Origin of the sequence: Oerskovia sp. NPDC060338, from assembly GCF_042726295.1 — a bacterium.
Lineage (GTDB): Bacteria > Actinomycetota > Actinomycetes > Actinomycetales > Cellulomonadaceae > Oerskovia > Oerskovia merdavium.
In genome coordinates this window covers 372,171-395,899 of the sequence record NZ_JBHXCQ010000002.1, presented here as the reverse complement: position 1 = coordinate 395,899, position 23,729 = coordinate 372,171, and the positions used below count along the sequence as shown (strand labels likewise).

23 protein-coding genes and 1 pseudogene are annotated in these 23,729 nt (G+C 72.7%); 14 read left to right on the top strand and 10 right to left on the bottom strand.

All coding sequences use genetic code 11. From position 1 onward, the window contains the following. Positions 1 to 62: 62 nt before the first annotated feature. On the bottom strand, positions 63 to 632 hold the full coding sequence (locus ACFWGN_RS03835) for a TetR/AcrR family transcriptional regulator (protein WP_377615746.1): 570 nt from the start codon (positions 630 to 632) through the stop codon (positions 63 to 65). Positions 633 to 710: 78 nt separating this feature from the next. On the opposite strand from ACFWGN_RS03835, the pseudogene ACFWGN_RS03830 reads away from it, so the two are divergent. Next, positions 711 to 2,179, top strand: a pseudogene (locus ACFWGN_RS03830) (MFS transporter). Positions 2,180 to 2,211: 32 nt separating this feature from the next. Then, on the top strand, positions 2,212 to 3,006 hold the full coding sequence (locus ACFWGN_RS03825; protein WP_377615745.1) for a hypothetical protein: 795 nt from the start codon (positions 2,212 to 2,214) through the stop codon (positions 3,004 to 3,006). 117 nt (positions 3,007 to 3,123) lie between these two features. Here the strand turns inward: ACFWGN_RS03825 and ACFWGN_RS03820 are convergent, their stop codons facing one another. Continuing rightward, on the bottom strand, positions 3,124 to 3,900 hold the full coding sequence (locus tag ACFWGN_RS03820; RefSeq protein WP_377615744.1) for an SDR family oxidoreductase: 777 nt from the start codon (positions 3,898 to 3,900) through the stop codon (positions 3,124 to 3,126). Between the two features lie 226 nt (positions 3,901 to 4,126). Here ACFWGN_RS03820 and ACFWGN_RS03815 point away from each other — a divergent pair, with 226 nt between their 5' ends. Continuing rightward, positions 4,127 to 4,756 (top strand): hypothetical protein, encoded by a 630-nt coding sequence (locus ACFWGN_RS03815; RefSeq protein WP_377615743.1) that lies wholly within the window; start codon positions 4,127 to 4,129, stop codon positions 4,754 to 4,756. A 47-nt stretch (positions 4,757 to 4,803) separates the two neighbouring features. Here the strand turns inward: ACFWGN_RS03815 and ACFWGN_RS03810 are convergent, their stop codons facing one another. Further along, positions 4,804 to 5,358, bottom strand: coding sequence for a MarR family winged helix-turn-helix transcriptional regulator (locus tag ACFWGN_RS03810; RefSeq protein WP_377615742.1), 555 nt, complete (start codon positions 5,356 to 5,358; stop codon positions 4,804 to 4,806). After that, positions 5,355 to 6,101: an SDR family NAD(P)-dependent oxidoreductase gene (locus ACFWGN_RS03805; RefSeq protein ID WP_377615740.1), complete on the bottom strand. Its 747-nt coding sequence runs from the start codon at positions 6,099 to 6,101 to the stop codon at positions 5,355 to 5,357. The genes ACFWGN_RS03810 and ACFWGN_RS03805 overlap by 4 nt, the downstream gene beginning before the upstream one ends. Before the next feature lie 179 nt (positions 6,102 to 6,280). On the opposite strand from ACFWGN_RS03805, the gene ACFWGN_RS03800 reads away from it, so the two are divergent. Then, on the top strand, positions 6,281 to 7,870 hold the full coding sequence (locus ACFWGN_RS03800; RefSeq protein ID WP_377615739.1) for an asparaginase: 1,590 nt from the start codon (positions 6,281 to 6,283) through the stop codon (positions 7,868 to 7,870). Between the two features lie 78 nt (positions 7,871 to 7,948). Here ACFWGN_RS03800 and ACFWGN_RS03795 read toward each other — a convergent pair whose 3' ends face one another. After that, complete coding sequence (locus ACFWGN_RS03795; RefSeq protein WP_377615738.1) at positions 7,949 to 8,413, bottom strand: VanZ family protein; 465 nt, start codon at positions 8,411 to 8,413, stop codon at positions 7,949 to 7,951. 28 nt (positions 8,414 to 8,441) lie between these two features. On the opposite strand from ACFWGN_RS03795, the gene ACFWGN_RS03790 reads away from it, so the two are divergent. Together ACFWGN_RS03790 and ACFWGN_RS03785 are read left to right on the top strand one after the other, a co-directional pair. Beyond that, complete coding sequence (locus tag ACFWGN_RS03790; RefSeq protein ID WP_377615737.1) at positions 8,442 to 8,876, top strand: YchJ family protein; 435 nt, start codon at positions 8,442 to 8,444, stop codon at positions 8,874 to 8,876. A 44-nt stretch (positions 8,877 to 8,920) separates the two neighbouring features. Continuing rightward, positions 8,921 to 10,042 carry a threonine aldolase family protein gene (locus ACFWGN_RS03785; RefSeq protein WP_377615736.1) on the top strand — a complete coding sequence of 374 codons (1,122 nt, stop codon included), beginning with the start codon at positions 8,921 to 8,923 and terminating at the stop codon, positions 10,040 to 10,042. Positions 10,043 to 10,050: 8 nt separating this feature from the next. Here ACFWGN_RS03785 and ACFWGN_RS03780 read toward each other — a convergent pair whose 3' ends face one another. Then, complete coding sequence (locus ACFWGN_RS03780; RefSeq protein WP_377615735.1) at positions 10,051 to 13,254, bottom strand: DUF5979 domain-containing protein; 3,204 nt, start codon at positions 13,252 to 13,254, stop codon at positions 10,051 to 10,053. A gap of 199 nt (positions 13,255 to 13,453) precedes the next feature. Here ACFWGN_RS03780 and ACFWGN_RS03775 point away from each other — a divergent pair, with 199 nt between their 5' ends. Next, positions 13,454 to 14,005: a hypothetical protein gene (locus ACFWGN_RS03775; RefSeq protein WP_377615734.1), complete on the top strand. Its 552-nt coding sequence runs from the start codon at positions 13,454 to 13,456 to the stop codon at positions 14,003 to 14,005. A 73-nt stretch (positions 14,006 to 14,078) separates the two neighbouring features. Here the strand turns inward: ACFWGN_RS03775 and ACFWGN_RS03770 are convergent, their stop codons facing one another. From ACFWGN_RS03770 to ACFWGN_RS03760, 3 genes are all read right to left on the bottom strand, one after another. Beyond that, a complete protein-coding gene (locus ACFWGN_RS03770; RefSeq protein WP_377615733.1) occupies positions 14,079 to 14,363 on the bottom strand; it encodes a hypothetical protein in 285 nt (94 codons plus the stop codon). After that, on the bottom strand, positions 14,360 to 15,610 hold the full coding sequence (locus tag ACFWGN_RS03765; protein WP_377615732.1) for an anion permease: 1,251 nt from the start codon (positions 15,608 to 15,610) through the stop codon (positions 14,360 to 14,362). The genes ACFWGN_RS03770 and ACFWGN_RS03765 overlap by 4 nt, the downstream gene beginning before the upstream one ends. A gap of 173 nt (positions 15,611 to 15,783) precedes the next feature. Then, the gene (locus ACFWGN_RS03760; RefSeq protein WP_377615731.1) at positions 15,784 to 16,260 is read right to left on the bottom strand and encodes a VOC family protein; all 477 of its coding nucleotides are present in this window, start codon (positions 16,258 to 16,260) and stop codon (positions 15,784 to 15,786) included. A gap of 108 nt (positions 16,261 to 16,368) precedes the next feature. Here ACFWGN_RS03760 and ACFWGN_RS03755 point away from each other — a divergent pair, with 108 nt between their 5' ends. Continuing rightward, positions 16,369 to 17,358 carry a helix-turn-helix transcriptional regulator gene (locus ACFWGN_RS03755; RefSeq protein WP_377615730.1) on the top strand — a complete coding sequence of 330 codons (990 nt, stop codon included), beginning with the start codon at positions 16,369 to 16,371 and terminating at the stop codon, positions 17,356 to 17,358. Between the two features lie 4 nt (positions 17,359 to 17,362). On the opposite strand, the gene ACFWGN_RS03750 is transcribed toward ACFWGN_RS03755, so the two are convergent. Beyond that, positions 17,363 to 18,142 (bottom strand): NUDIX domain-containing protein, encoded by a 780-nt coding sequence (locus ACFWGN_RS03750; protein WP_377615729.1) that lies wholly within the window; start codon positions 18,140 to 18,142, stop codon positions 17,363 to 17,365. 96 nt (positions 18,143 to 18,238) lie between these two features. Here ACFWGN_RS03750 and ACFWGN_RS03745 point away from each other — a divergent pair, with 96 nt between their 5' ends. From ACFWGN_RS03745 to ACFWGN_RS03720, 6 genes are all read left to right on the top strand, one after another. Then, positions 18,239 to 19,297 carry an SPFH domain-containing protein gene (locus tag ACFWGN_RS03745; protein WP_377615728.1) on the top strand — a complete coding sequence of 353 codons (1,059 nt, stop codon included), beginning with the start codon at positions 18,239 to 18,241 and terminating at the stop codon, positions 19,295 to 19,297. Between the two features lies 1 nt (position 19,298). Next, positions 19,299 to 20,315 carry a hypothetical protein gene (locus ACFWGN_RS03740; RefSeq protein ID WP_377615727.1) on the top strand — a complete coding sequence of 339 codons (1,017 nt, stop codon included), beginning with the start codon at positions 19,299 to 19,301 and terminating at the stop codon, positions 20,313 to 20,315. Positions 20,316 to 20,363: 48 nt separating this feature from the next. Further along, entirely contained in the window at positions 20,364 to 21,116 is a 753-nt protein-coding gene (locus tag ACFWGN_RS03735; protein WP_377615726.1) for a DinB family protein, read from the top strand. Between the two features lie 91 nt (positions 21,117 to 21,207). Continuing rightward, the gene (locus tag ACFWGN_RS03730; RefSeq protein WP_377615725.1) at positions 21,208 to 22,044 is read left to right on the top strand and encodes an MBL fold metallo-hydrolase; all 837 of its coding nucleotides are present in this window, start codon (positions 21,208 to 21,210) and stop codon (positions 22,042 to 22,044) included. A 181-nt stretch (positions 22,045 to 22,225) separates the two neighbouring features. Continuing rightward, a complete protein-coding gene (locus ACFWGN_RS03725) occupies positions 22,226 to 22,963 on the top strand; it encodes a HEAT repeat domain-containing protein (RefSeq protein WP_377615724.1) in 738 nt (245 codons plus the stop codon). Positions 22,964 to 23,124: 161 nt separating this feature from the next. After that, entirely contained in the window at positions 23,125 to 23,706 is a 582-nt protein-coding gene (locus ACFWGN_RS03720) for a VanZ family protein (RefSeq protein WP_377615723.1), read from the top strand. Positions 23,707 to 23,729: the final 23 nt, after the last annotated feature.

Genomic DNA, 23,729 nt, shown 5'->3' with positions numbered 1-23,729 from the left:
GCACGCCCGACGGCGCCGCTCTCCTCGGAGGTGAGCGGCGCCGTCGGGCGTGCGGTCGGGTTCTACAAGGGCCCGTTCGTCAGGGTCATCCGCAGGAGCAGCTCGCGCGTGTGCTCGATCTCCTCGGGGCCGGGGACGGCGCCGTAGTGGGGCGCGCCCGCGAGCCCGTCGGCCGCGCGCGAGACGACGAGCACCCGGTCGGGGTGCAGGCCGTCGTCGTGGAAGGCTGCCCGCCACCGTTCGTCGTCGGCCTCGGCGAGCCGGACCACCTCGGGGAGCAGGGTCAGCGCGCCCCAGAGGCTCGCGTGCTCGCGACCGGCCTGCGGTTCGGCGACCTCGTCGCACACGGCCCGGACGTACCCGCGCAGCAGCTTGCCGGGGACGTTCTCGGACAGGTCGACGCATCTCTCCACGCGGTCGCGGAACTGCTCGATCGCGTCCTGGGCGAGCGCGAGGACGAGCGCCTCCTTGCTCGTGTAGTGGTGGAGGAGGCCCCCCTTGGAGACCCCTGCCTCCTTCGCGATCGCCGTGAGCGACACGGTCGCCCCGTCCTGGCGCAGCGCCCTGGCCGCCCCGTCGAGGATCGCCCGCTTGGTGCGTGCCGTGTCGCGTGTGTGTGCCGCCCGGTCCATGCCGCCGATCCTTCCACGACAACGCGTGCCGACCAATCGGTTGACTTAACCGACCGTCCGGTCGGTATAGTGACGCGGATGAACGCGATCTCCCCCACCGACCTGTCGCACCCGACCTCCGTCCGGCGTGCCACGAGACGTGACTGGGCGGCGCTGGCGGTCCTGACCCTGGCCGTCGTGCTGCTCGCGATCGACGGCACCGTCCTCTCGCTCGCCGTGCCCGCCCTGACGGCGGACCTCGACCCGAGCGCGACCCAGCTGCTCTGGATCGGCGACATCTACTCGTTCGCCCTGGCCGGCCTGCTCGTGACCATGGGCAACGTCGCCGACAGGGTAGGGCGCAAGCGCCTCCTGATGATCGGCAGCGTGGGCTTCGCCGCCGCGTCCGTCCTCGCGGCGTTCGCCCCCACGGCCGAGACGCTCATCCTCGCCCGGGCCCTGCTGGGCCTCACCGCGGCGACCCTCATGCCCTCGACCCTCTCGATCATCCGCAACGTCTTCGAGGACGCGCGCCAGCGCACCACCGCGATCGCGGTCTGGTCGGCGGGCGCCATGGGCGGCGCGGCGGTCGGACCGCTCGTCGGCGGGTACCTCCTCGAGCACTTCTGGTGGGGATCGGTCTTCCTCATCAACGTCCCCGTCATGGTGGTCCTCGTCGCCGCGGGCGCGTTCCTGATCCCCGAGTCGCGCAACCCCCGGCCCGGACCGTTCGACCCGCTCTCCGCGGTGCTGTCGATGCTGTCGATCGTCCCCGTGGTCTTCGCGGTCAAGCAGCTCGCCGGGCACGGCTGGGGCTGGGACGTCGCCGTGGCCGCACTGGTCGGCATCGCCTCGGGCGTGGTGTTCGTCCGGCGCCAGCGCAGCCTGACCACACCGCTCGTCGACGTCGGGCTGTTCCGCAACGCCGCGTTCTCCGGGGCGGTCGTCACGAACCTGGTGGCCTCGTTCGCGCTCAGCGGCCTGCTGTTCTTCTTCTCCCAGTACCTCCAGCTCGTGCGGGGCTACGGCCCGCTCGAGGCCGGGCGATCGGCGCCGGGATGGGCGCGGCGGGGATCGGCCTGGTCGCCCTCGCGTTCGCCGAGGGCTCGCCCGACTACCTGTGGATCGCGCTGTCGCTCGTGCTCGTCGGGCTGGGACTGGGGATCGGCTCGACCCTCACCACGGACGCCGTCATGGCCTCGGTCCCGAGCGAGCGCGCAGGCGCGGCGTCGTCCATCTCGGAGACCGCCTACGAGCTGGGCGTCGCCCTGGGGATCGCACTCCTCGGGTCGCTCCAGACCGTCTTCTACCGCGCGAACCTCGACCTCACGGGCACCTTGCCGGCCGAGGTCGAGGCACAGGTCACCGACTCGCTCGCCTCCGCCTCGCGCGCGCTCGGGTCGAGCACCGCGCCCGGCGCGGGCGAGACGCTCGTGCACGCCCAGGAGGCGTTCACGCACGCCATGCAGCTCACCTCGGGCGTGGCCGCGTTCCTGCTGCTGGCGGCCGCGGCCGTCGCCTGGCGTGTCATCCCCTCGCCCCGCGCCGCCCCGACCGTCGAGCACTGAGACCGCTCGCTCCCCTACCGCCTGGACGTGCCATGAACCACCCCGCCGACCGACCCTCGACCGGACCGGAGACGGTCCGGGACCGCAGCGCGCGGCTCCTCGCTGCGTGCCCCGTGGTCGACGTCCCCGTGCAGGATCCCCGCCTGTGGGTCGCCGCCCTGGCCGTCGACGCGATCTGGTTCGGCACGCACACGGGCGCCTACCCGCTCGACGAGAAGGCCTGGGCAAGGATCTGCGCCGACACGGCCCGCCTCGCGGGCCTCACGGTCCCGGTGCGCTCGACGCTGTCCCCTGCCCTGCACACCGCGTCGCTCCGGTCACCCCGGCGTCCCGTCCTCGACGCCGTCCTCCGGGCGGCCGCGGACGAAGGGACCGACCGGCTGACGATCAAGGCCGTCGCCCGTGCCGGCTCGCTGAGCGCCGCGGGGCTGGAGGCGATGTTCGGCGGCGTCCAGGACCTGCTCGACGCCGCGATCGACGAGGTCGTCCTCGACGGGTTCGACGACCTCTCGCCCCTGCGCCTGGGCGTCTCGTCCGGAGCCGTCGCGGCGAACCTCGCCGCGACCGAGGACCCGCGCAAGGTCACGTCGACCTACCAGCTCATGATCCTCGACGGGATCCGGCCGGGATCGTTGCGCTCGGGCCGCCCGCGCGTCGTCACGGACCTCGTGCTCGACGACGACGTCCCGCCCGGGTTGCTCCACGCGGTCCTCGCGCTCGACGCGATCACGTGGTCGCGCGAGCTCGCCTGGCTCGGCTACCCCGACGCGCTGCCACAGGCCGTGCACGAGGCGCTCGTCCGAGCGCTCGGGGAGGGCGAGCCCTGAGGCTGTGAGGCGCTCCCTGCCCGACGGCGCCGCTCACCCCGCAGGTGAGCGGCGCCGTCGGGCACGTGGCCGGGGAAGAGCACGTTCGCGCGCCCGTCCGTCCGCCGCGCCCGCCCGTCACCGCCCCGAGCCGTACCTCTCGAGCAGGTACTGCCCGTACGTCCCGGTCCCGTAGGGCTTGCCGGGGACCAGGTGGTGCCCGGCAGCGAAGGCCGCGAACGTCCTGCCGGGCACCCGCACGCGCACGACCTCGCGCCGGCTCCCCGTCGCCCTCGCCCAGGCGCGCGCAGCCTCCCGACCCGTGATGCGCTCGGGTCCGCCGATGTCGGCGACCCTGCCCGAGGGCCCGGCGGCGACGATCTCCACGAGCCGCGCGGCGACGTCGGGCACCGCGATCGGCTGGACCTGGAGAGCGGGCGTGAGGAGGACGGGCGAGAAACGCTGCGCCGTGAAGAGCCCGACGACGAGCTGCGGGAACTGCGTGGCCCGCAGGACCGAGTGCGGCAGCCCAGACCCGGCGAGCATCGACTCCACCTCGACCTTGGCCCGGTAGTAGCCGAGCGGGATGCGGTCGACGCCCACGATCGACTGGAACACGACGTGCCCCACGCTCGCCTCACGAGCCGCCGTCACGACGTGACGACCCATCTCGACGTCGGCCCGCGGCCCACGGGTCGCGAGGTGCAGGACGACCCCGACGCCGTCGAACGCCTCGCGCAGGCCCGCGCCCGTGGTCAGGTCGCCCGTCACGAGGCCCGGGACGGTCGAGCGGTCGGTCGAGCGGCTGAGGACCCGGACGTCGTGCCCGGCGGCCCGCAGGAGGGACACGGTGGGGGTGCCGAGGGTGCCGGTGCCGCCCGTCACGAGCACCGTGGTCGCACGCACTGCGTTCATCGAGCGTTCCTCTCGTCGGCTGCTCTGCCGGGCACGTTCACGCGGGAGGCCGCGGCCGCGCGGACGATCACGTCCTGGATCCGGCGAGACGCCCAGGTTCTCGGGGGACGTCTCCCGTTCATTCTGCGGGCTCGGGGGTCATCCACAAGCCCGGGCCCTCCGGGACCTTCCACAGGCGGCCGTCTCGCCGCTGCACGCGCGAGCCGTTCTGCAGCACGCTGCCCGCATGACCCACAGCACCCGGTCCTCGCACCCCCGACGCCGAGCCTCGCCCCCGCACCCCGTCTCGCCGCTGGGCCTGCGCACCCTGCGCGCTGCCTGGCGACGTCAGGCCGCCGTGGCCAACGGCCCGGACGGCTTCCACCACGTCCACGGACCTCACACGCACGGCTGGCTGCTCGACGACGCGGTCCCCGAGCTCCTCGAGGGGATCGTCCAGGTGGACGACGACCCGCTCGAGCCGGCCTTCTTCGCGCACCTCGACGCACCGGTCGCGGAGGCCCTGCTGGCCCGCCTCGACGCGCCCCGGCTCGCCGACCGGTCCAACGGCTCGCCCACGCTCGGGACCATGCTGCGCGCGGCGGTCGAGCACCCGGGCGAGCTCACGGTCCACGGGTTCGTGCTGGGTCCCGGACGCTGCGACGAACGACTCGTCGCGGAGGGCGTGATCGTGCGCCTCGAGGCCGACCTGCTCGTGACGGAGCACCACGCCCCGGGCTGCGAGTGCGAGCTGCTGTGGGCGTACGTGGTCGACGAGATCGGGCTCACCGGCTCCGTCCACGCACCGCACCGGATCCGCCGTGTCCAGCGCGCCGACGCTCCGGACGAGACGTGGTGGCAGCTGCTGTGGGCGTGAACGGCGAGCGCACCGAGCACGCACGGCCGGTCCCGGCGAGGCACCCGTCAGGACCGTTCGAGGAACCCCTCGCTCGCCTGCTCGAACCGGCGCATGAGCCCCGCGAAGGCCAGCCGATCCTGCGGGTCCCACCCGTCGAGCAGCTCGTCGACGAGCCGGTCCCCTGCCGTGACGAACTTCCTCGCGACCCGCGCCCCTGCTGCGGTGAGGTGGACGCGTGCGGCCCGTGCGTCGTCGGGGTCCTCGCGACGCTCGGTGAGGCCCGCCGCGTCGAGGCGTCGCAGGATCTTGCTGACGTTCGACGGCCCGGTGGACAGGTGCTCCGCGAGCGCCGACGGGCGCCGCGGCCCCTGCCGCCACACGATCGTGAGGACCACGATCGCCGGGGAGTCCAGGTTGATCCCCTCGCGCGCCGCGACCGCGGCGAGGAAGTCCCCGCTCGTCCACAGGCCCATGACACGGACCAGCGAGTCGAGCAGCTCGGAACGGTACTCGGGCACGCGGGCGTCGCCCTGAGCCTGCCCGGGGCTCCCCGGGACGGGGCCGGAACCCGGCCCCGCCCCGAGGGAGGCCCCTGTCGCGGGGCGTGGTGCGTCGGTCACGCGACCTGCGTGCCGCCGTCGACGGGCAGGACGACGCCCGTGATGAAGCTCGCCTGGTCGGAGAGCAGGAACGCGACCGCGTCGGCGATCTCGGACGGCTGCCCCAGCCTCTTCATGGGGACGTCGGCCGCGTACCCGGCACGAGCCTCCTCGGGCAGCGACGCGAGCGCCGCCGTCTCGATCGCACCCGGCGCGACCGCGTTGATGCGGATGCCGTCGGTCACGTACTCGATCGCGGTGCCGCGCGTGAGCGAGACGACGCCGGCCTTGGCGGCCGAGTACGGCGAGAGGCCCGGTGACGCCTTGAGCCCGGCGATCGAGGCGATGTTGACGATGCTGCCGCCGCCGTGGACGAGCATCTGGGCGATCTCGGCCTTCATCGACAGGAAGGTCCCGCGCAGGGTGATGTCGAGCGTGCGGTCCCAGCCGTCCTGCGGCATCTGGTCGAGGCGGAACGGGCGCGTGCCGACCCCTGCGTTGTTGACCGCGAGTTGCAGCCCCCCGAACGTCTCCACGGCGAACGCGACCAGGGCGGTGACGTCGGCAGGCTCGGCGACGTTCGCGCGGCGGTACGCCGCGCGGCCGCCCGCGGCCTCGATCTCGGCGACCACGCGGGCGCCGGCCTCGTCGTTCACGTCGGAGACGACGACGGCCGCTCCCTGCGCGGCGAGCCGCTTCGCGACGGCTTCGCCGATGCCTGCGCCGGAGGCCGTGACGAGCGCGACCTTGTTGCTGAACTGCATGAGTACTCCTCCAGATTTTTCTGTCTTCGCGACAGCATATGCCCGCAGAGCGGCAGCTCGCCTCCACCTGACAACCCTCGCGAACCAGCACAACCGTGCTTCCTACACACAGGCAATGCCCAGGAAACGGGCCCCACATAGCGTCCGAGCCCTGACGTCCCCCTGACCGAAAGGCTCTCGTGAGATCCCTGACACTGACCCTGTCCGGCCGCGCCCTCGCGGCCGGCGTCGCGCTCCTCCTCGCCCTGGTCTCGCTCGTCTCCGTCGTCGCCTACTCGATCGCCGAGTCCCGCACCACGGCCGCTGCGCAGGGGCAGCAGCCGTTGGTCCTCGCCTCCGGCACGACCCCGCTGGGCATCACGTCCACCAGCTACCAGGCCGTGACCGCCGCGGCCACGACGTCCAAGCCCAAGGTCGTGGTCGTCGCGACGGGCGGCACCATGGCCGGCAAGGCCGGCACGCGCGACGGCTTCACCAGCTACCGCGCGGGCACCTACCTCATGTCCGACATGCTCGACACGCTCCGTCCCGAGATCGACCAGATCGCCGACGTGACCGCGGTCCAGTTCGGCAACGCCGGATCGTCCGGCTACACCATGGAGCAGTTCCACGCCCTCACGCTCGAGGTCGAGAAGCAGCTCGAGACCGCGGACGCCGTGGTCGTCACGACCGGCACCGACACCCAGGAGGAGTTCGCGTACTGGCTCGACCTCACGGTCCAGTCGCGCAAGCCCGTCATCACCTCGGGCTCCATGCGCCCGTGGGGCGCGGGCGACACCCCGGCCGACAAGGCGGTCTTCGGGTCCGACGCGCCCGCGAACCTCTACAACGCCGTGCGCCTCGCGGCGAGCCAGCAGACGTACTGCTTCGGGACCGTCCTCATGCTCAACGACGAGATCCAGGCGGCCCGCGAGGTCACCAAGACCAACGCCTACCGCACCGACACGTTCCAGACGCGCGAGTACGGCGTCCTGGGCTGGATCGACGGCGCCAACATCACGCTGGGCCGGGCACCGGCCCGCGTCATGAGCTGCGACCAGGAGTCGTGGTTCACGCCGTTCGACGTCTCGAAGGTCGACCCCAAGGCGCTGCCGCGCGTCGAGATCGTCATGTCCTACCAGCAGGCCGGCGGCGAGGCCGTCAAGGCGTTCGCCGACGCCGGGGTCAAGGGCATGGTCACGGCGGGCACCGGGGCGGGAGGCATCTCGGGTGCCATGAGCTCGGAGCGCAGCAAGGCCGTGTCCAAGGGGGTCTGGTTCGTCAGCACTACCCGGACCGGGTCCGGGTCGAGCTACGGGGGCAGCAACGGGGTCCTCGCGGGTGAGGACCTGACGGCGGTCAAGGCCCGCCTGCTGCTGGTCCTGTCCCGGGCCTTCACCGAGGACTTCAACCAGGCCAAGGACTGGTTCGCGACGTTCGGCACGCCGACGTTCGAGCAGTCCGGCGCGGCATCGACCATCCCGGCCGGCCCGGGCGGCACCTCGGTCCTGCTCACGTCGACCGCGACGGCCGCGTGCAACGGTCGGACCGCGAGCATCCATGTCACGGTCACCAACACGGACAGCGTGCCGATCGACGTCCGGGTCACCTCGGCCGCGGGTGAGCACAAGTTCAGCAAGATCCCCGTGGGCAGCACGGTCGAGCACACCCTGACCCGGGGTGCGTCGCTCGACGCCGGGGAGGCCAAGCTCGTGGCCTACAAGAACGTGGACGGCGCGGGCGTGCAGAGCACGAGCACTGCAGCGCACGCGGCGGTCACCTGCCGGTAGCACCACCGGCCCGACGGCGGCGCCCATCCTCCGGGGTGGGCGCCGCTCCTGCGCGGGTCACCTTCTGCGTCGAGGCGACTACGTCGCCGAGGGGGCGGGCCGCGCGCGGCGCACCGCGAGGAACCCGACCGTGAGGGCCGCCCCCAGCGCGGCCCCCGTGGTGTTGAGCACGACGTCCTGCACGGTCGAGTACCGCCCGGGGATGAGCAGCTGGGTCAGCTCGATCGCGAGCGACAGCACGAAGCCCGCGAGCACCACGAGACCGGCGCGCCGCCAGAGGCCCCGTGTGAGTCCGGCCGCGAGGTCGCCCCGGGCACCGGTCCCGGTCAGGACGAGCAGCCCCAGCACACCGAACGGCAGGAACATCACGACGTTCGACGCGGCCTCGAGGAACACGACGGTCATGGGCAGCCCCACCGCGCGGAACGCGTCGACGACCGCGAGCGCCCAGCCCGGGGCCGCGGTGGACTCGGGCGAGGGCCAGCACGTCACGACCAGGACGGCGGCGAGGTAGACCGCGAAGGTCCAGCGGAGGGTGCGCACGGCTCACACCCTACGGAAGGATGGTCGGGTGACCGCGACCTGGCCCCTGCCCGACGACGCCCGCTGCCCGTGCCTGTCCGGCGAGACGTACGGGGCGTGCTGCGGACGCTTCCACGTCGGCGTCGCCGCGGGCGGCCCGGACGCGGTGACGGCCCCGACGGCCGAGGCCCTGATGCGTTCGCGCTACGCGGCGTTCGCGGTCGGCGACGCGGACTACCTGCTCGCGACCTGGCACCCCTCGACGCGCCCCGCGGACCTGGACCTCGACAACGGCGTGACGTGGCGCCGTCTGGACGTCGTGGCGACGAGCGCGGGCGGACCGCTCGACCGGACGGGCGTCGTCGAGTTCGTGGCCCACTTCCGCTCCGCAGAGACCCGCGAGCGCGGGTCGCTGCACGAGGTCAGCTCGTTCGTGCGCGAGGGCGGGCGCTGGTACTACGTGGACGGGGAGCACCGGGGCTGACGCGCTCGCGAGGGGTCGCTCGGCCGCGGGCTTACCCTGGCCGGGTGCCCTCGACCCAGCGCTCGTTCGCGTCCGACAACTACGCCCCTGCTCACCCGGCGGTCCTCGCGGCCCTGACCGCGGCGAACGTGGGCCACGCCGGGTCCTACGGTGCGGACCCGTGGACCGAGCGTCTCCAGGAGTCGGTCAGGCGTCACTTCGGCGAGCAGGCCACGGCGTACCCGGTGTTCAACGGGACGGGCGCGAACGTCGTCGCGCTCACGTCGATGCTGCCGCGCTGGGGCGCGGTCGTCACGTCGGAGCACGCGCACGTCCACCAGGACGAGAACGGCGCCCCCGAGCGCGTCGGCGGGATCAAGCTCCTCACGGTCCCCGCACCGGACGGGAAGCTGACGCCGGGCGCGATCGACCGGTTCGTGGGCGACCTGGGCGACCAGCACCGCGCGCAGCCTCTCGTCGTCTCGATCACGCAGGCGACCGAGCTGGGCACGGTCTACTCGCCCGACGAGATCCGTGCGATCAGCGACCGCGCGCACGCCGCAGGCCTGCGTGTCCACCTCGACGGCGCCCGGCTCGCGAACGCGGCGGCCTCACTGGGGGTGTCGTTGCGGGAGACGACGACGGACGTGGGTGTCGATGTCGTGTCGTTCGGCGGCACCAAGAACGGTCTGCTGTTCGGCGAGGCCGTGGTGGTCCTGGACCCCGACGCGGTCCAGGGCGTCGACTACGTCCGCAAGATGACCATGCAGCTCGCGTCCAAGATGCGCTTCGTCTCGGCGCAGCTCACCGCACTGCTCGAGGACGACCTGTGGCGCACCAGCGCGGCGCACGCCAACGCGATGGCTGCACGCCTGCGGGCCGCGCTCTCGCCCGTGGCGAGCGAGGGAGAGGTGACCGACGGCGGCACGCACGCTGCGCCGTCGGGCCTCGCGTTCTCCCAGCCCACCCAGGCCAACGCCGTGTTCGCGGTCCTCCCGCGCGTCGCGGCCGAGGCCCTGCGCTCGGACTTCGCGTTCTACGACTGGGCCACCGCGGCCCCTGACCCCGTCACGGGCGACGAGCGTGTCGAGGTCCGCTGGATGTGCTCGTGGGACACGACCGTCGAGGACGTCGACGCGTTCGCTGCCGTGGTCCGCACGGCCCTGGGAACGTCCGAGCGGGCGTGACCCGGAGGTCACGCCCGCTCGGACGGTCGATCAGGCGCGGGGCCTGTCGGGCGCTCAGGCCCGACGACGGCGCGCACCCACCAGGAGCACGGCGCCTCCCCCGACCAGCAGCAGGGCGCCGCGGCGATGCCGAGCGCACCGGTCCCGGTGACGGCCAGCCCGCTGCCCGCGGTGTTGGTGAGTGTCACCTCGACCACCTGACCGGCACCGATCGTGATCGACGAGACCTTCTCGCCGTCGACCGTGAAGACCGGGGTCCCCCAGCTGACACCGTCGACCTTCGGCAGACTCGTCTCCTCGAGGTCGACGACCGTCCCGGCCGGCAGGTTCGCCGGACCGTCGACGACCGTGCCGTCGGCGCGGACCGTCAGCGTGCCCTCCTGGTGCTCACCGTTCACGGTCCCGGAGAACGTCACCGTGAACTCGGTGTCCGCGGGGACCTTGGCGGTGTTCGGGCCCTCGATCTTCTTGACGATCGAGAAGGTGCCGACCTGGGCCGCCACGACGTCGGCCGTGTTGGTCACCGTGACCACGGCGGACGTGCCGCCCTCGATCGTGACCGAGGCCGGGCTGAACGCCGGCGCTCCCCACACCACGCCGTCGATCGACGGCAGGTCGATCTCGCCGAACGTGACCACGGTTCCGACCGGCAGGTTCTGCGGACCGTCCACGAGCGTGCCGTCCGCGAGGACGGTCGCCGTGCCCGAGGTGGCGACGCCGTCCAGCTCGTAGGAGTAGGCGACCGTGAGCTCGGTGCCCGCGGGCACCGCTCCCGATGCCGAACCCTCGACGACCTTGCGCACCGAGAAGCCGCCGGCGGGCTCGTCGGTCGCGGTGTTCGTCAGGGTTACCTCGGCGGTGACGCCGTCCTCGATCGTGACCGAGGCCGGGCTGAACGCCGGAGCTCCCCACACCACGCCGTCGATCGAGGGCAGGTCGACCTCCGAGAACGTGACGACCGTCCCGACCGGCAGGTTCTGCGGACCGTCCACGACGGTCCCGTCCGCGAGGACGGTCAACGTGCCCGTGGTGGGCACCCCGTCCAGCTCGTACGAGTACGCCACCGTGAGCTCGGTGCCGTCAGGGACCAGCCCGGACGCCTCACCGGTCACGGCCTTCTGGACCGAGAACCCTCCGGCCGGTGCTTCGGTCGCGGTGTTCGTCAGGGTCACCTCGGTGTTGGTGTCGTCGCCGATCGTGACCGAGGCCGGGCTGAACACCGGCGCGCCCCACACCACGCCGTCGATCGACGGCAGGTCGACCTCCGAGAAGGTGACGACCGTCCCGACCAACAGGTTCTGCGGACCGTCCACGACGGTCCCGTCCGCGAGGACGGTCAACGTGCCCGACGTCGGTTCGCCCGCCAGCTCGTACGAGTACGAGACCGTGAACTCGGTGTCCGCGGGGACCTTGCCCGCCGCGCCTCCCACGACGGCCTTGCTCACGAAGAACCCGCCGACCGCGAGGACCGCGGGTGCCGCAGAGTTCGTCAGCGAGACCTGGGAGTTGACTCCCTGCGCGACCGTGATCGACGCCGGGCTGAACACCGGAGCGTCCCAGATCAGGTCCGGGATCTCTGGAAGGTCGACCTCGGCAAAGGTGACGACCGTCCCGACGGGAAGGTCCTGGGGCCCGTCGACGAAGGTTCCGTCGGCGAGGACCTTCAGGGTGCCACGCTGCGGCTGCCCGTCGAGCTCGTACGTGTAGGCGACCGTGAACTCGGTGCCCTCGGGGACCAGACCGGCTGCGGAACCGAGCAGCTCCTTGGCGACGGAGAACCCACCTGCCGGCGCCTCGACCAGGTTCGCGGTGTTGGTCAGGCGGACGGCTACGGTCCCTCCCTCACCCAGCGTGATCGGGCTGCTCGGCTCGAACGTGGGCGTTCCCCACTCGATGCCGGGAACCTCGGGCAGGCGCGGCTCGGAGAGCGTGACGACCGTGCCCTCGGGCAGCCCCTGCGGTCCTGTGACGGCCGTGCCGTCCGCGAGGACCTCGAGGGTGCCCGTGACGGTCGTGCCGTCCAGGACGTAGGAGTAGTCGACCTCGAACGTGGTCCCGGCAGGGACGGCGGTGCTGCCGCTGCCGGTCAGGCCCTTGGCGACGGAGAACGTCGCCCCGGAGGCGTCGCGGCAGTCGAAGGGCCCCGGACCGATCCACGGGTAGTTGTGCTGCTCGATCCCGCCCGTCCCGATCACGGCGAGGTCCTTGCCCACGTAGACGCGCCCATTGGTGCTGGTCTTGAGCGTCGTGTCGGCGTGCGGTGCCAGGATCGAGCCCAGGAACTGGTCGTTCTCGCCGATCTCGAGGGAGGTGGCGTCGACGAAGTTCCACAGGATGCGGGACGCGGCGTTGCCGAACTCCGGCGACCCGAGGCTGTTGGCCACGATGCCGTCCAGGACGACCGACTGCGTGTCGAAGTCGACGACGCTGCCCGTCACGTTGACGACGATGGGGGCCGAGTCTCCGACACCGTCGAAGTAGACCGACATCTTCCGGTCGAGGCTCGACAGCGCCGCGCCGTCGACCGTGAACGTGTGCAGCTCGTCCGTGGGGTCTCCCGCGAACCGCAGCTCACCCCAGGGCTCGATCGTGCCGCTCGTCCCCGCGGCGCCCCCGAGGATCCGGGACTGCTCGGTGATGACGTCCTGGAAGTCCACGTGAGGCGCGACGGCCGCGGCCCCCATGCCTGCTGTCGCCGTGCCACCGTTGAGCTGGAGCGGGACCGTGTTCGTGATGGTGCCGCCGACGTCGACGTTGCCGCCGCCGGCCACCTGGGCGCCGACCTCCATGGTCGTCACGGGGCCGACGACCAGGTTCCCGCCCACGGCCAGCATGGTCGTCCCGCCGGGAGGTGTGATCTGCGAGCCGACACCGACCGAGCCGACGTTGTAGATGCCGCCGCCCGCCTTGTCGAACAAGGCATCACCCATGACGACTAGGAGCCCCTCGGACTCGGCCGCCGTGCCGGTCGCGGAGTAGTTCCCGCCCGCGTAGACCGCGATGTTCGAGTCCGTGAACTCGGGGACGTTCCCGATGCCGGGCATCTCGCCGGGCGCGGGGCACATCGGGAGCTGCGCGGCGGCGGGTGTGGCCAGCGGCCCGGCGCCGAGGGCCACGGCCCCCGTCAGGGCGAGGAGCGCGGACGTCGCCGCGGCGACGGTTCGCTGGAGCGGGGAGGCCGCTCGGCTGCGAACCCTGAAGGGGGTACTCATGTTCTCTCCTGGTCTTTCGTGGACAGTCGTCCAACTTCTTACCCAGGAGACCTCGCAAACCCTCCGTCATGACGCGGACTCGTTGTGCCCTCTGTCACAGATGCGCGCGATATGGCGTGCGAGGGGCTGATATGACGGACATGATGTGACGAACGTGGTATATCTCCGCGTGCTCGGGTGCGTTCTGCAAGGATCAGGCGTGCGCATCGCAGAGAAGCAGCTCCTGACCGTCGCGCTCGGCACGCTCCTTGGGGTTACCGCCCTCGCCGGGTGCACCGCGGGACCCGACGGGACCCCGGAACCGCCGGTCCCCACGCACCAGAGCACCGGGCTTCCCGACGAGGCACCGCCCGCCGCCCCGAGCCTGACAGCGGCCGACGCGCTCGTCCGGCAGGCCGCCGAGGAGCTCGACGCCGAGCTGCTCCCCGAGGGCTTCTTCTTCGTGGGCGTCGTCGACATGGACGACGGCACGACGAACGCGGTCTACTCGGACGCCCCCGCACAGGAGGACGGCCGCATGCTCAACGTCTACTCGGGCCCCCCGGGGGCCGTCGGGCTGCTCGAGGGATGGCGCGACGCGCCCGAGCTCTCGGCCGACTTCCCGGTCTCGGTGGGCCCCTCGCTCTCCGGGACGACGGGGACCACCGTGACGATCGACGCCTCCCCCGCCGGGGTCGTCCGCCTCATGGGTGACGGCGTCCCCGAGCAAGAGCTCCTCGACATCGCGGCCCGCCTCCTCGGCACGCCCTGACCCCACGACGCAGGAGGCCGCCCCGTCATGACGACGGGACGGCCTCCTGCATGTCAGGGAGCTTCAGGCGCTGCTAGTGCCCGCCGGAGGCCAGGAACCAGATGCCCACCGCGCACGCGGCCAGCACGGTCGCGAAGCACAGCACGGCTGCGGCGAGACGGACGCCCGTGGGGCGTGCCGTCGTCGGGCCTGCGGCGTCCGTGCCCGACGGCGCACCCTCCACCGCGACCGTCACGCCCGGAGCAGGGGCCGCCAGCAGGCGGACGCCCAGCGCGAACAGAGCGGGGAGACCCGCGCCCACGATCGCGCCGGCGACGACGACCTGGAGCAGCGCGTCGAACTGGATGAACTCGCTCATGCGGGGACTCCCTCACGACGGGTGGCGGTCGGGGCTGCGGCGACCGTGGCCTCGGCCTCGGCCGTCGCCTCGGCGGCGAGGACGGTGAAGGTCTCGGCGGCGTCGACCACGGCGGCCGGCGTCTCCTCGCCGTCCCACTCGTCGTTGACGTTGTCCGCGGAGATCGGCTTGCGGCGCGAGGCGATCCAGATCGCTGCCGAGACGCCGATGAGGAGCGTGAAGACCGCGACGGTGCCGCCGACGCCACCGATGACGTCCTGGAGCCAGAAGCACAACGCGCCGACCAGGCCGGCTGCGGGAAGCGTCAGGCCCCAGGCGGCGAGCATCTTGCCCGCGACGCCCCAGCGGACCTTCGCGCCCGGCATACCGACGCCCGACCCGAGGATCGAGCCCGTCGCGACGTGCGTCGTCGACAGCGAGAAGCCGAAGTGGCTCGAGAGGAGGATGACCGCGGCCGAGGACGTCTCGGCGGCCATGCCCTGGCGCGAGTCGATCTCGACGAGGCCCTTGCCGAGCGTGCGGATGACGCGCCAGCCGCCCAGGTAGGTACCCAGGGCCATGAAGGTCGCGCAGGCCAGGACGACCCAGAACGGGACGCCCGAGTCGGCCGGGACCGCGCCGCCCGCGATGAGCGCGAGCAGGATGATGCCCATCGACTTCTGCGCGTCGTTGGTGCCGTGCGCGAGCGAGACCAGCGACGCGGAGCCGATCTGGCCCCAGCGGAAGCCGCGGCTCGTCGTGTCCTGCGGCAGGTCCTTGGTGATGCGCGCGACCAGGAAGGTGCCGAGGGCAGCCACCCCGATCGCGATCACGGGCGCGAGCAGGGCGGGGATCATCACCTTGGACAGGACCCCGGTCCACAGGACCCCGCTCGTCCCGACCGCGGCCAGGACCGAGCCCACGACACCGCCGATGAGGGCGTGCGACGAGCTCGAGGGGATACCCAGCAACCAGGTCAGCAGGTTCCAGGTGATACCACCCACCAGACCGGCGAGCACCACCTCGAGGGTGATGATGTTCGCGTCGACGATCCCCTTGGCGATGGTCGCCGCCACGGCCAGGGACAGGAACGCCCCGACGAGGTTGAGGACTGCAGACAGCGCGACGGCGGTCTTGGGCTTGAGGGCACGTGTAGCGATGGACGTGGCCATCGCGTTGCCGGTGTCGTGGAAGCCGTTCGTGAAGTCGAAGGCCAGGGCCGTCACTACCACGAGCGCGAGCAGGATCGTCTCGGTCACGTACTCCATGGTGAATGGTGCCCGACGGGGGAATGAACCAAGTCGGCGAGTCTTCGACGACTGTTCACCTGGTGTTCATCTGGCGTTCGAAGGTCCTTCGAAAAGGGTCTGTGGGGGCTGCGCGGAGCGGGCCGGACGGGCGGATTCGGCTCGCCATCCGGACACCGCGCAGCGGATTCTCCTCACCCCTCGCGTCCCTCCAGGACCGCGAGGTAGTGCGGGTTCTCCATGACGCCGAGCACGTTCCCGAACGGGTCCACGACGGCCGCGGTCACGAACCCGCCGTCGCCCTGGGGGGTCACGGGCTGGTACTCGGTGCCGCCCAGCGCGAGCAGTCGCTCGTAGGTCGCCGCGACGTCGTCGACGTGCCAGTAGACGACCGCCCCGCCGGGCTGGGTCGCGGCGCCCGCGGGCGCGTAGCTGCGGTCGATGATCCCGAGCTCGTGCTGGTAGTCGCCCACGCGGAACTCGACGTACGCGGCCGGGGCCGGCGCGGGCGGCATGACGAAGTACGGGGCGACGCCGAACACCTCGGTGTACCAGGCGACCGCGGCGGGGACGTCGTCGGACCAGAGGCTCACGGTCGTCAGGCCGCGCGGGGTCGTGGCGGCGGTGCGGGCGGTGGTCGTGCGCGGGGTCGTGCCGGTCGTGTCGCTCATCGTCGGGCTCCTCGTGCGGTGCGGTCCAGCAGCGGATCGTGCTGATGCCTCCCACGCTAGAGACCCTTGTGGAACGTGCGGTTCCTCAATGCCTGCGAGACTCGAGGAATGTTGGATACCTCGGTTCGGCTGCTGCGGTTGCTGTCGCTGCTCCAGGTGCGGCGCGAGTGGTCGGGGGCAGACCTCGCGGCCCGCCTCGACGTCACGACGCGCACGGTGCGCAACGACGTCGAACGCCTGCGCCTGCTGGGCTACGAGGTGCGCTCGCGCACCGGGACCGCGGGCGGCTACCGCCTCGCGGCGGGCTCCGAGCTGCCGCCGCTCCTGCTCGACGACGACGAGGCCGTCGCGGTCGCCGTCGGGCTGCAGGCCGCGGCCGCCGGGTCGGTCACGGGCATCGAGGAGACGTCGGTGCGCGCGCTGGCCAAGCTCGAGCAGTCGCTCCCCTCGCGGCTGCGCCACCGTGTCGACGCGCTCCGCCGGGCGACGGTGTCGGCCGCGGCGGGCGGCCCGACGGTCGACGCCGCGGTCCTCACCGCGGTCTCGACCGCGATCACGCGCAGCGAGCGCTTGCGCTTCGACTACACGGGCCGCGACGGCCTGGCGGCCCGGCGCGACGTCGAGCCGCACCGCCTCGTCTACACGGGCCGCCGCTGGTACCTGCTCGCGTGGGACACCGCGCGCGAGGACTGGCGGACGTTCCGCGCCGACCGCATGGCGCCGCGCACCCCGGGCGGGCCACGGTTCACGCCGCGCGAGCCGCCCGGGCCCGACGTGGCCCAGCACGTCATGAGGGGCGTGGGCTCGACCGCCTGGCACCACCGCCCGCGCATCCGCTTCCTCGCGCCCTCGACCGAGGTCGCGGCGCGGGTCACCCCGACCGCGGGCGTCCTCACGGGGTCCGACGACGGCACATGCGTCCTCGAGACGGGCTCGGACTCGCTGATCGACGTCGCAGGCTTCCTCGCGACGGTCGACCTCCCGTTCGAGGTGCTCGACCCGCCCGAGCTCCGCGACCTGCTGCGGCGCCTCGCGGACCTCTACTCCGCGGGGTCGCGGGAACCGGCAGACCGACCGGCAGAGCCCGGAGCCCCCTAGGCGATCATCCGGCGGGGCGCATGAGGGGCGGGTTGAGCACCGCGGGCACCGAGGCGGGCGTCTCGTCCGGCCCGACGACGGAGTTCGCGACCGCGGCCCGGCGCGCCTCGGGCGCGAGCCGGTAGAGCGCGGCGGGTCGCCCGGTCCCGCCCGAGGTCGACTCGCCCGTCTCGACGAGGAACCCCGGGGTCCCGACGGCCTTGCGGTGGAAGTTGCGGGGATCGAGGCGCGTGCCCCACACGGCCTCGTAGACGGCGCGGAGCTGGGCGATCGTGAACTCGGGGCCGCAGAAGGCCGTCGCGAGCGTCGAGTACTCGAGCTTGGCGCGCGCACGCTCGACGCCGTCCCGCAGGATCCGGTGGTGGTCGAACGCGAGGCCGGCGCCGTCCGCGAGCGCCTCCTCGACCGGGTACCAGCCGACCTGCGCGGCGTCGCTGCCCGCGGCGGGCAGGCCGTAGGTGGGTGCGAGCAGCAGGTGCGCGACGGAGAGCACGGGGCCGCGCGGGTCCCGGTCGAGCGGCCCGTAGGTGCGCAGCTGTTCGAGGTGGCCGGGAACCGCGACACCGGTCTCCTCGGCGAGCTCACGGGCTGCGGCCTGCGGCAGTGTCTCGCCCGCGAGGACGAACCCGCCGGGCAGGGCGAGGCGGTCGCGGTACGGGTCGAGCAGCCGGGTCACGAGGAGCACCTGGAGCGTCGCGTCCCGGACCGTGAGCGCGACGACGTCGACCGTGACGGGGATCCGGGCGGCGGAGGGCGGGGGTTCCGGGTGCTCCAGGTGGCTCATCCCCCCACCCTACCCGTTTATCGTCAAGTTGACGCTAAAGACGACCGAGGCTTATCGTCAATGTGACACAAACACAGACGACGGACGGAGCCTCCCATGGCCACCATCAAGCGCTACCCCTGGCTGCGACACTTCCTCGGCAGCCCCACGGGCGCCGTGATCCACCTCCGTGCGGGGCGGGTCGCGCACCACGGGATCGGCCAGGCGTTCTGGTTCCGCCCCGGCACCTCGGTGCTCAGCGAGGTGCCGGTCGACGACCAGGAGCTGCCCGTGCTCTTCCACGCCACCACGCGCGACCACCAGGACGTCACGGTCCAGGTCAACGTGACCTACCGGTTCGCGGACCCGGCGGTCGTCTCGCAGCGCCTCGACTTCGGGATCGACCCCGACACGGGCGCCGCCACGACGACGGGCCGGGACCAGGTCGCCACGATCATCGGCCAGCTCGCGCAGAGCCAAGCGATCGACCACCTCGCGGCCGTGCCGCTGACGACCGCGCTCGAGCAGGGCGTGAGCCAGGTCCGCGCCCAGCTCGTCGAGGCGCTGGGGACGGACGCCCGGCTCGCGTCGACCGGCATCGAGGTCCTGGGGGTCCACGTGCTCGCGGTCCGCCCCGACGGCGACGTCGAGCGCGCCCTCCAGACCCCGCTGCGCGAGCACGTCCAGGCCGAGGCCGACCGGTCGACGTACGAGCGACGGGCGCTCGCCGTCGAGCGCGAGCGCACCATCTCGGAGAACGAGCTCGCGAGCCGGATCGAGCTTGCGACCCGCCGCGAGCGCCTCGTCGCGCAGGAGGGCGCCAACGCACGTCGCGAGGCCGAGGAAGCGGCTGCTGCCGCCCTCGTCGAGGCCAGGGCCGCGGCCGAGCGGCGGGACCTCACGTCGGCCGCGCAGGCCGAGGAGATCCGCCGGCTCGGCGAGGCGAACAACGCGAAGTTCCGGACCGTCATGGACGTCTACGAGGGCATGGACCGGTCGACCATCCTGGCCGTCGCGATGCGCGACCTCGCCGGAGCCCTGCCCACGATCGGCAGCCTGACCATCACGCCCGACCTGCTCAGCGGGGCGCTCGCCGCGTTCACGGGAGCGGGGGCGGGTCCTGGTCTCGGCGCGGGCCCGGCCGCCGGGGCGACCGCCCCCACCCGGGGAGCCTGACGTGCCCCTCCAGCTGCGGGCCGTCGTCGTCCACCGGCGCACCGAGCTCGACGAGCTCCTCGACCGCCACGCGACCCGCGGGCAGGCCGAGTTCTTCCTCCGCACGCGCGGTCGCACGCTCGCCGCGGTCCAGGAGCGGCACGACACCGTGACCGAGGCCCGCGCACGGGTCGCCGCGGCGATCCCCGAGGGCTGGCGACGGGCCGACGTCGAGCGCGCCGACCTCGGCCGGTTCCTCGTGGCCCCCGAGGACGTCGTGGTGGTGGTCGGGCAGGACGGCCTGGTCGCGAACGTCGCCAAGTACCTCACGGACCAGCCCGTGCTGGGTGTCGACCCCGAGCCGGGGACCAACGCGGGCGCGCTGGTCCGCCTCGACGTCCCGACGGCCGTCGGGCTCCTGCAGCGCGCGGGACGCGCGACGCGCGCGGAGACCGCGCGCCAGGAGACGGGCGGGCGCGGGGCCGGCAGGCCCGACGACGGCGCCCCGGGCCACGCGCTCGGCCTGCGGACCGAGGACCTCACCACGGTCCGGGCCTCGCTCGACGACGGACAGGTCCTCACCGCGCTCAACGAGGTCTTCGTCGGTCACCCCTCGCACCAGTCGGCGCGCTACCGGATCGCCGCGGACGGTCCGGGCGACACCGCGGGCGGTCGCGGTGGGAGCCGTGGGTCCGTCAGGAACGAGCGCCAGTCCTCGTCGGGGGTCATCGTCGCGACGGGGGCCGGGGCCACGGGATGGTGCGCGTCGATCGCGCGCGAGCGCGGCGGACGCCGGCTCCCCGGCCCCACCGACCCGGCGCTCGCGTGGTTCGTGCGCGAGGCGTGGCCGTCGCCCGCGACCGGTGCCGACCTGACCGAGGGGCTGCTCGACGCGGGCGGCGAGCTCCGGCTCACGGTCGAGTCGGACCAGCTCGTGGTCTTCGGCGACGGTGTCGAGTCGGACCGGCTCGTCGCGTCGTGGGGCCAGGAGGTCACGGTGCGCGTCGGGGAGAACCGGTTGCGGCTGGTCGTGGGATGACGTGGCTGTCGCCGGGCAGGACAGCCCGGCCTCCGTCATGGTGGAACGATGACGACCTATTCCGGGACGAAGGAGTTCGAGGGCGCGACCTTCGTCAGGGCCAGCTTCAAGGGCGCCACCCTGCGGTTCTCCGACGTCAGCGGCGTGACGATGCGCGGCGTCGACCTGGACGGGCTCGACGTCGACAGCCATGACCTGTTCTTCGGCAGCCTGATCGTCAACGGGGTCGACGTGGTGCCGTTCGTGGACGCCGAGCTGAACCGGCAGTTCCCCGGCCGCGAGCTGCAGAAGTCGCAGACCGTCGACGGGCTGCGCGAGGGGTGGGTCGCCGTGCAGTCCGCGTGGCAGGAGACGGTGGAGGGCACGCCACCGGATCTCGTGGACGCCCACGTGGAGGACGAATGGTCCCTGGCCCAGACCCTGCGGCACCTCGTCCTGGCGACGGACGCCTGGCTCCACGGCGGGATCCTGCGGATGCAGCAGCCGTTCCACGAGATCGGGCAGATCTTCACGGGCGCCGCCGAGATGGGCTTCGACATGTCGATCTTCCGCACGACCCCACCGGCGTACGAGGAGATCCTCGCGGTGCGGGCCGAGCGGCAGGGGCAGGTGACCGAGTTCCTGGTCACGGCCACCCCGGAGCTGCTCGCGGAGGAACGCGACGACCCGTGGGGCGGTGGCGACTGGCATCCCACCGTCGGGGACTGTGTGCGCGTGATCCTGGAGGAGGAGTGGGCGCACCTGCGCTACGTCCGACGGGACCTCGCCCTCCTGCGTGAGGCCTCGCCCGCGTCACCGTGACCTCGTCGCCTGCGAGCACTGCACGACCCGGCGATGAGTTCCGCCTCGCACCACGGTCAGACCAGAGGTCGGACGAGCGAGAGGAAGCACCATGCTGAAGCAGGTTGCGCAGGGCGTGCTGGTCCATCAGAGCGAGCTGCTCCAGAACAACACCGTCGTCGTGCACGGCCGGACCGGCGTCCTGGTCGTCGACCCAGGACTGACACGCTCCGAGATGGCCTGCCTGGCCGACGACCTGCGCGAGCTGGGCCTGCCGGTCGTGGCCGGCTTCTCGACACATCCCGACTGGGATCACGTGCTCTGGCATCCTGGGCTCGGCGACGCTCCCCGGTACGGGACGGCCCGCTGCGCGGCCGTCCTGCACGACGTGCGGTCGCAGCCGGACTGGAGGGACCGCGCCGCCGAGGGCCTGCCACCGGAGATCGCCGACGAGACACCGCTGGACGGGTACGGCCTCGTCGCCGGCCTGCCCGCCGGAACCGCCCAGATCCCGTGGGACGGCCCGGAGGTACGCATCGTCGAGCATCCGGCGCACGCCCCCGGTCATGCCGCGCTGCTGATCGAAGAGCGCGGCGTCCTCGTCGCGGGCGACATGCTCTCCGACCTCTTCGTCCCCATGCTGGACACCTTCGGAGAGACCAACGACCCGATCGAGGAGTACCTCGTGGGGCTCCGGGTGCTCGAAGCCGCGGCGGACGACGTCGCCGTCCTCGTTCCCGGCCACGGGTCCGTCTGCGGAGCCGATCAGGTACAAGCACGGATCGACCTGGACCGGGCGTACCTGGATGCCCTCCGCGACGGAACCGCTCCCGACGACCCGCGGATCGGCCCGTCGGCCAAGCCCGGCTGGGAATGGGTGAGCGACATCCACGAGGGGCAGGCCCAGAGCGTCGCACGGCGGAGAGAGCGCGACGGGCCGCCCGGCTAGAGGTTCCGCAGCGGACGCACCGTGGACGACGACGAGTGGGCGTGGACGGGGGCACCCGCTCGCTGGGCGGTCGAGAACCCGGACCACCCCGCGGCGCGTGAGGTGGACGGGCCCTTCGACGGCTGAGCCCCGGCCGAACGGCCCTACCCCGGCAGGGGGTGCACGCCCTAGCGTGCTGGTCATGAGCGTGCGTGACGAACACCGGGCCGCCCTGCTCGCGCTCGACGACGACCCCACCGCCGTGTGCGCCTACCTCACGGCCCGCTCAGGGCTTCCCGGGCCTCGGGCGAACCTCGAGCTGATCGGCGCGTTCGCCGACGTCGCGCCAGAGGGCCTGGTGCTCTCCTTGGCCGACAGCCCCGACGAGTACCTGCGCTGCTGCGGGACGGTCGGCCTCGGTCGGCTCGTCGTCGACGCACCCTCCGGTGAGCGCACCGAGCTGACCGACCGGCTGCGGATCCGCGCGGCCGAGGGATCTTGGCGCGTCCGCGAGGCTGTCGCGATGGCGCTGCAGCTCATCGGTGATGCCGAGCCCGCGACCCTCCGCGCACTCGTGGCGTCCTGGGTCGACGACCAGGACCCGCTGGTTCGCCGAGCTGCGGTCGCTGGGATCTGCGAGCCGCGCCTCCTCCGAAGCCCCGACACCGCGGCCACCGCCCTGGACGCCTGCGCGGTAGCGACCGCCTCGATCGACGCGCTCCCGTCCGACGCCCACCGGGACACCGGCGTCCGGACCCTCCGCCAGGCCCTCGGGTACTGCTGGAGCGTCGCCGTCGCGGGCGACCCGGCTGCCGGGCTGCCGCGCTTCGCCGCACTGCGCGGATCGGACGACCCGGACGTGGCGTGGATCGTGCGCGAGAACGAGAAGAAGGTCCGGCTCCGCCGCATGCTCGCCCCGCCCGACGTGCCGTCCCGCTGATCGCCGCGTGCGGGCGTGCTGCGCCCGGGTGACGACGGTCGCACACGCTGTCGCCTCGGATCCGACCACAGGCGGATGCCGAGCTCGTCGCACGACCGGCACTGTGGCAGCAGCAGCGGCACGAGCCGCCGTGCGTGTCTCGGAGAAGGTGCAGGTCGTCCGTGTTCCAGCAGGTCCCGGTTCTCCCGGTCGTCATCCCTCTCGCAGCGGCGGTGCTCGCGGGGTTTTCGTGGTCTCTGCTCCGCAGCGGGCGGTTCTCCGTACCACGAGCCTCGGTCGCCCTCGCGCTCGGCGTCTACGTCGCCGGGATCGTCGCGAACACGGTCTTCCCGATCTTCCTGGACAAGCCCGTCAGCAGCACCCCCTGGGGCAGCCATCTCGTCGTCGTGCCGTTCGCGGACTACGAGCTCGCCGACGCGCTCATGAACGTCCTGGTCTTCGTCCCGGTCGGCGTCCTCGTGCCGCTGCTCAAGCCCCGGGCCTCGTGGGGTCGGGCCGTGGCGGCGGCAGCGGTCCTCAGCCTGACGATCGAGGTCACCCAGCTCGTGACGGCGCACCTGCTGGGTGGGGGGCACATCGCGGACGTGAACGACCTGATCTTCAACATCACCGGCGGGGCGGTCGGCTTCGCACTGTTCTCGGTGCTCGTGAAGGTCCCGTTCTTCGGCGCCGTCGTCGACCGGTTCCGCTGGCACGAGATCGAGGTCCCCGGAGCCGAGGCCGGCGCGGCACAGCACGGCTGACACCGTGGTCCGCCGAGGCGTCA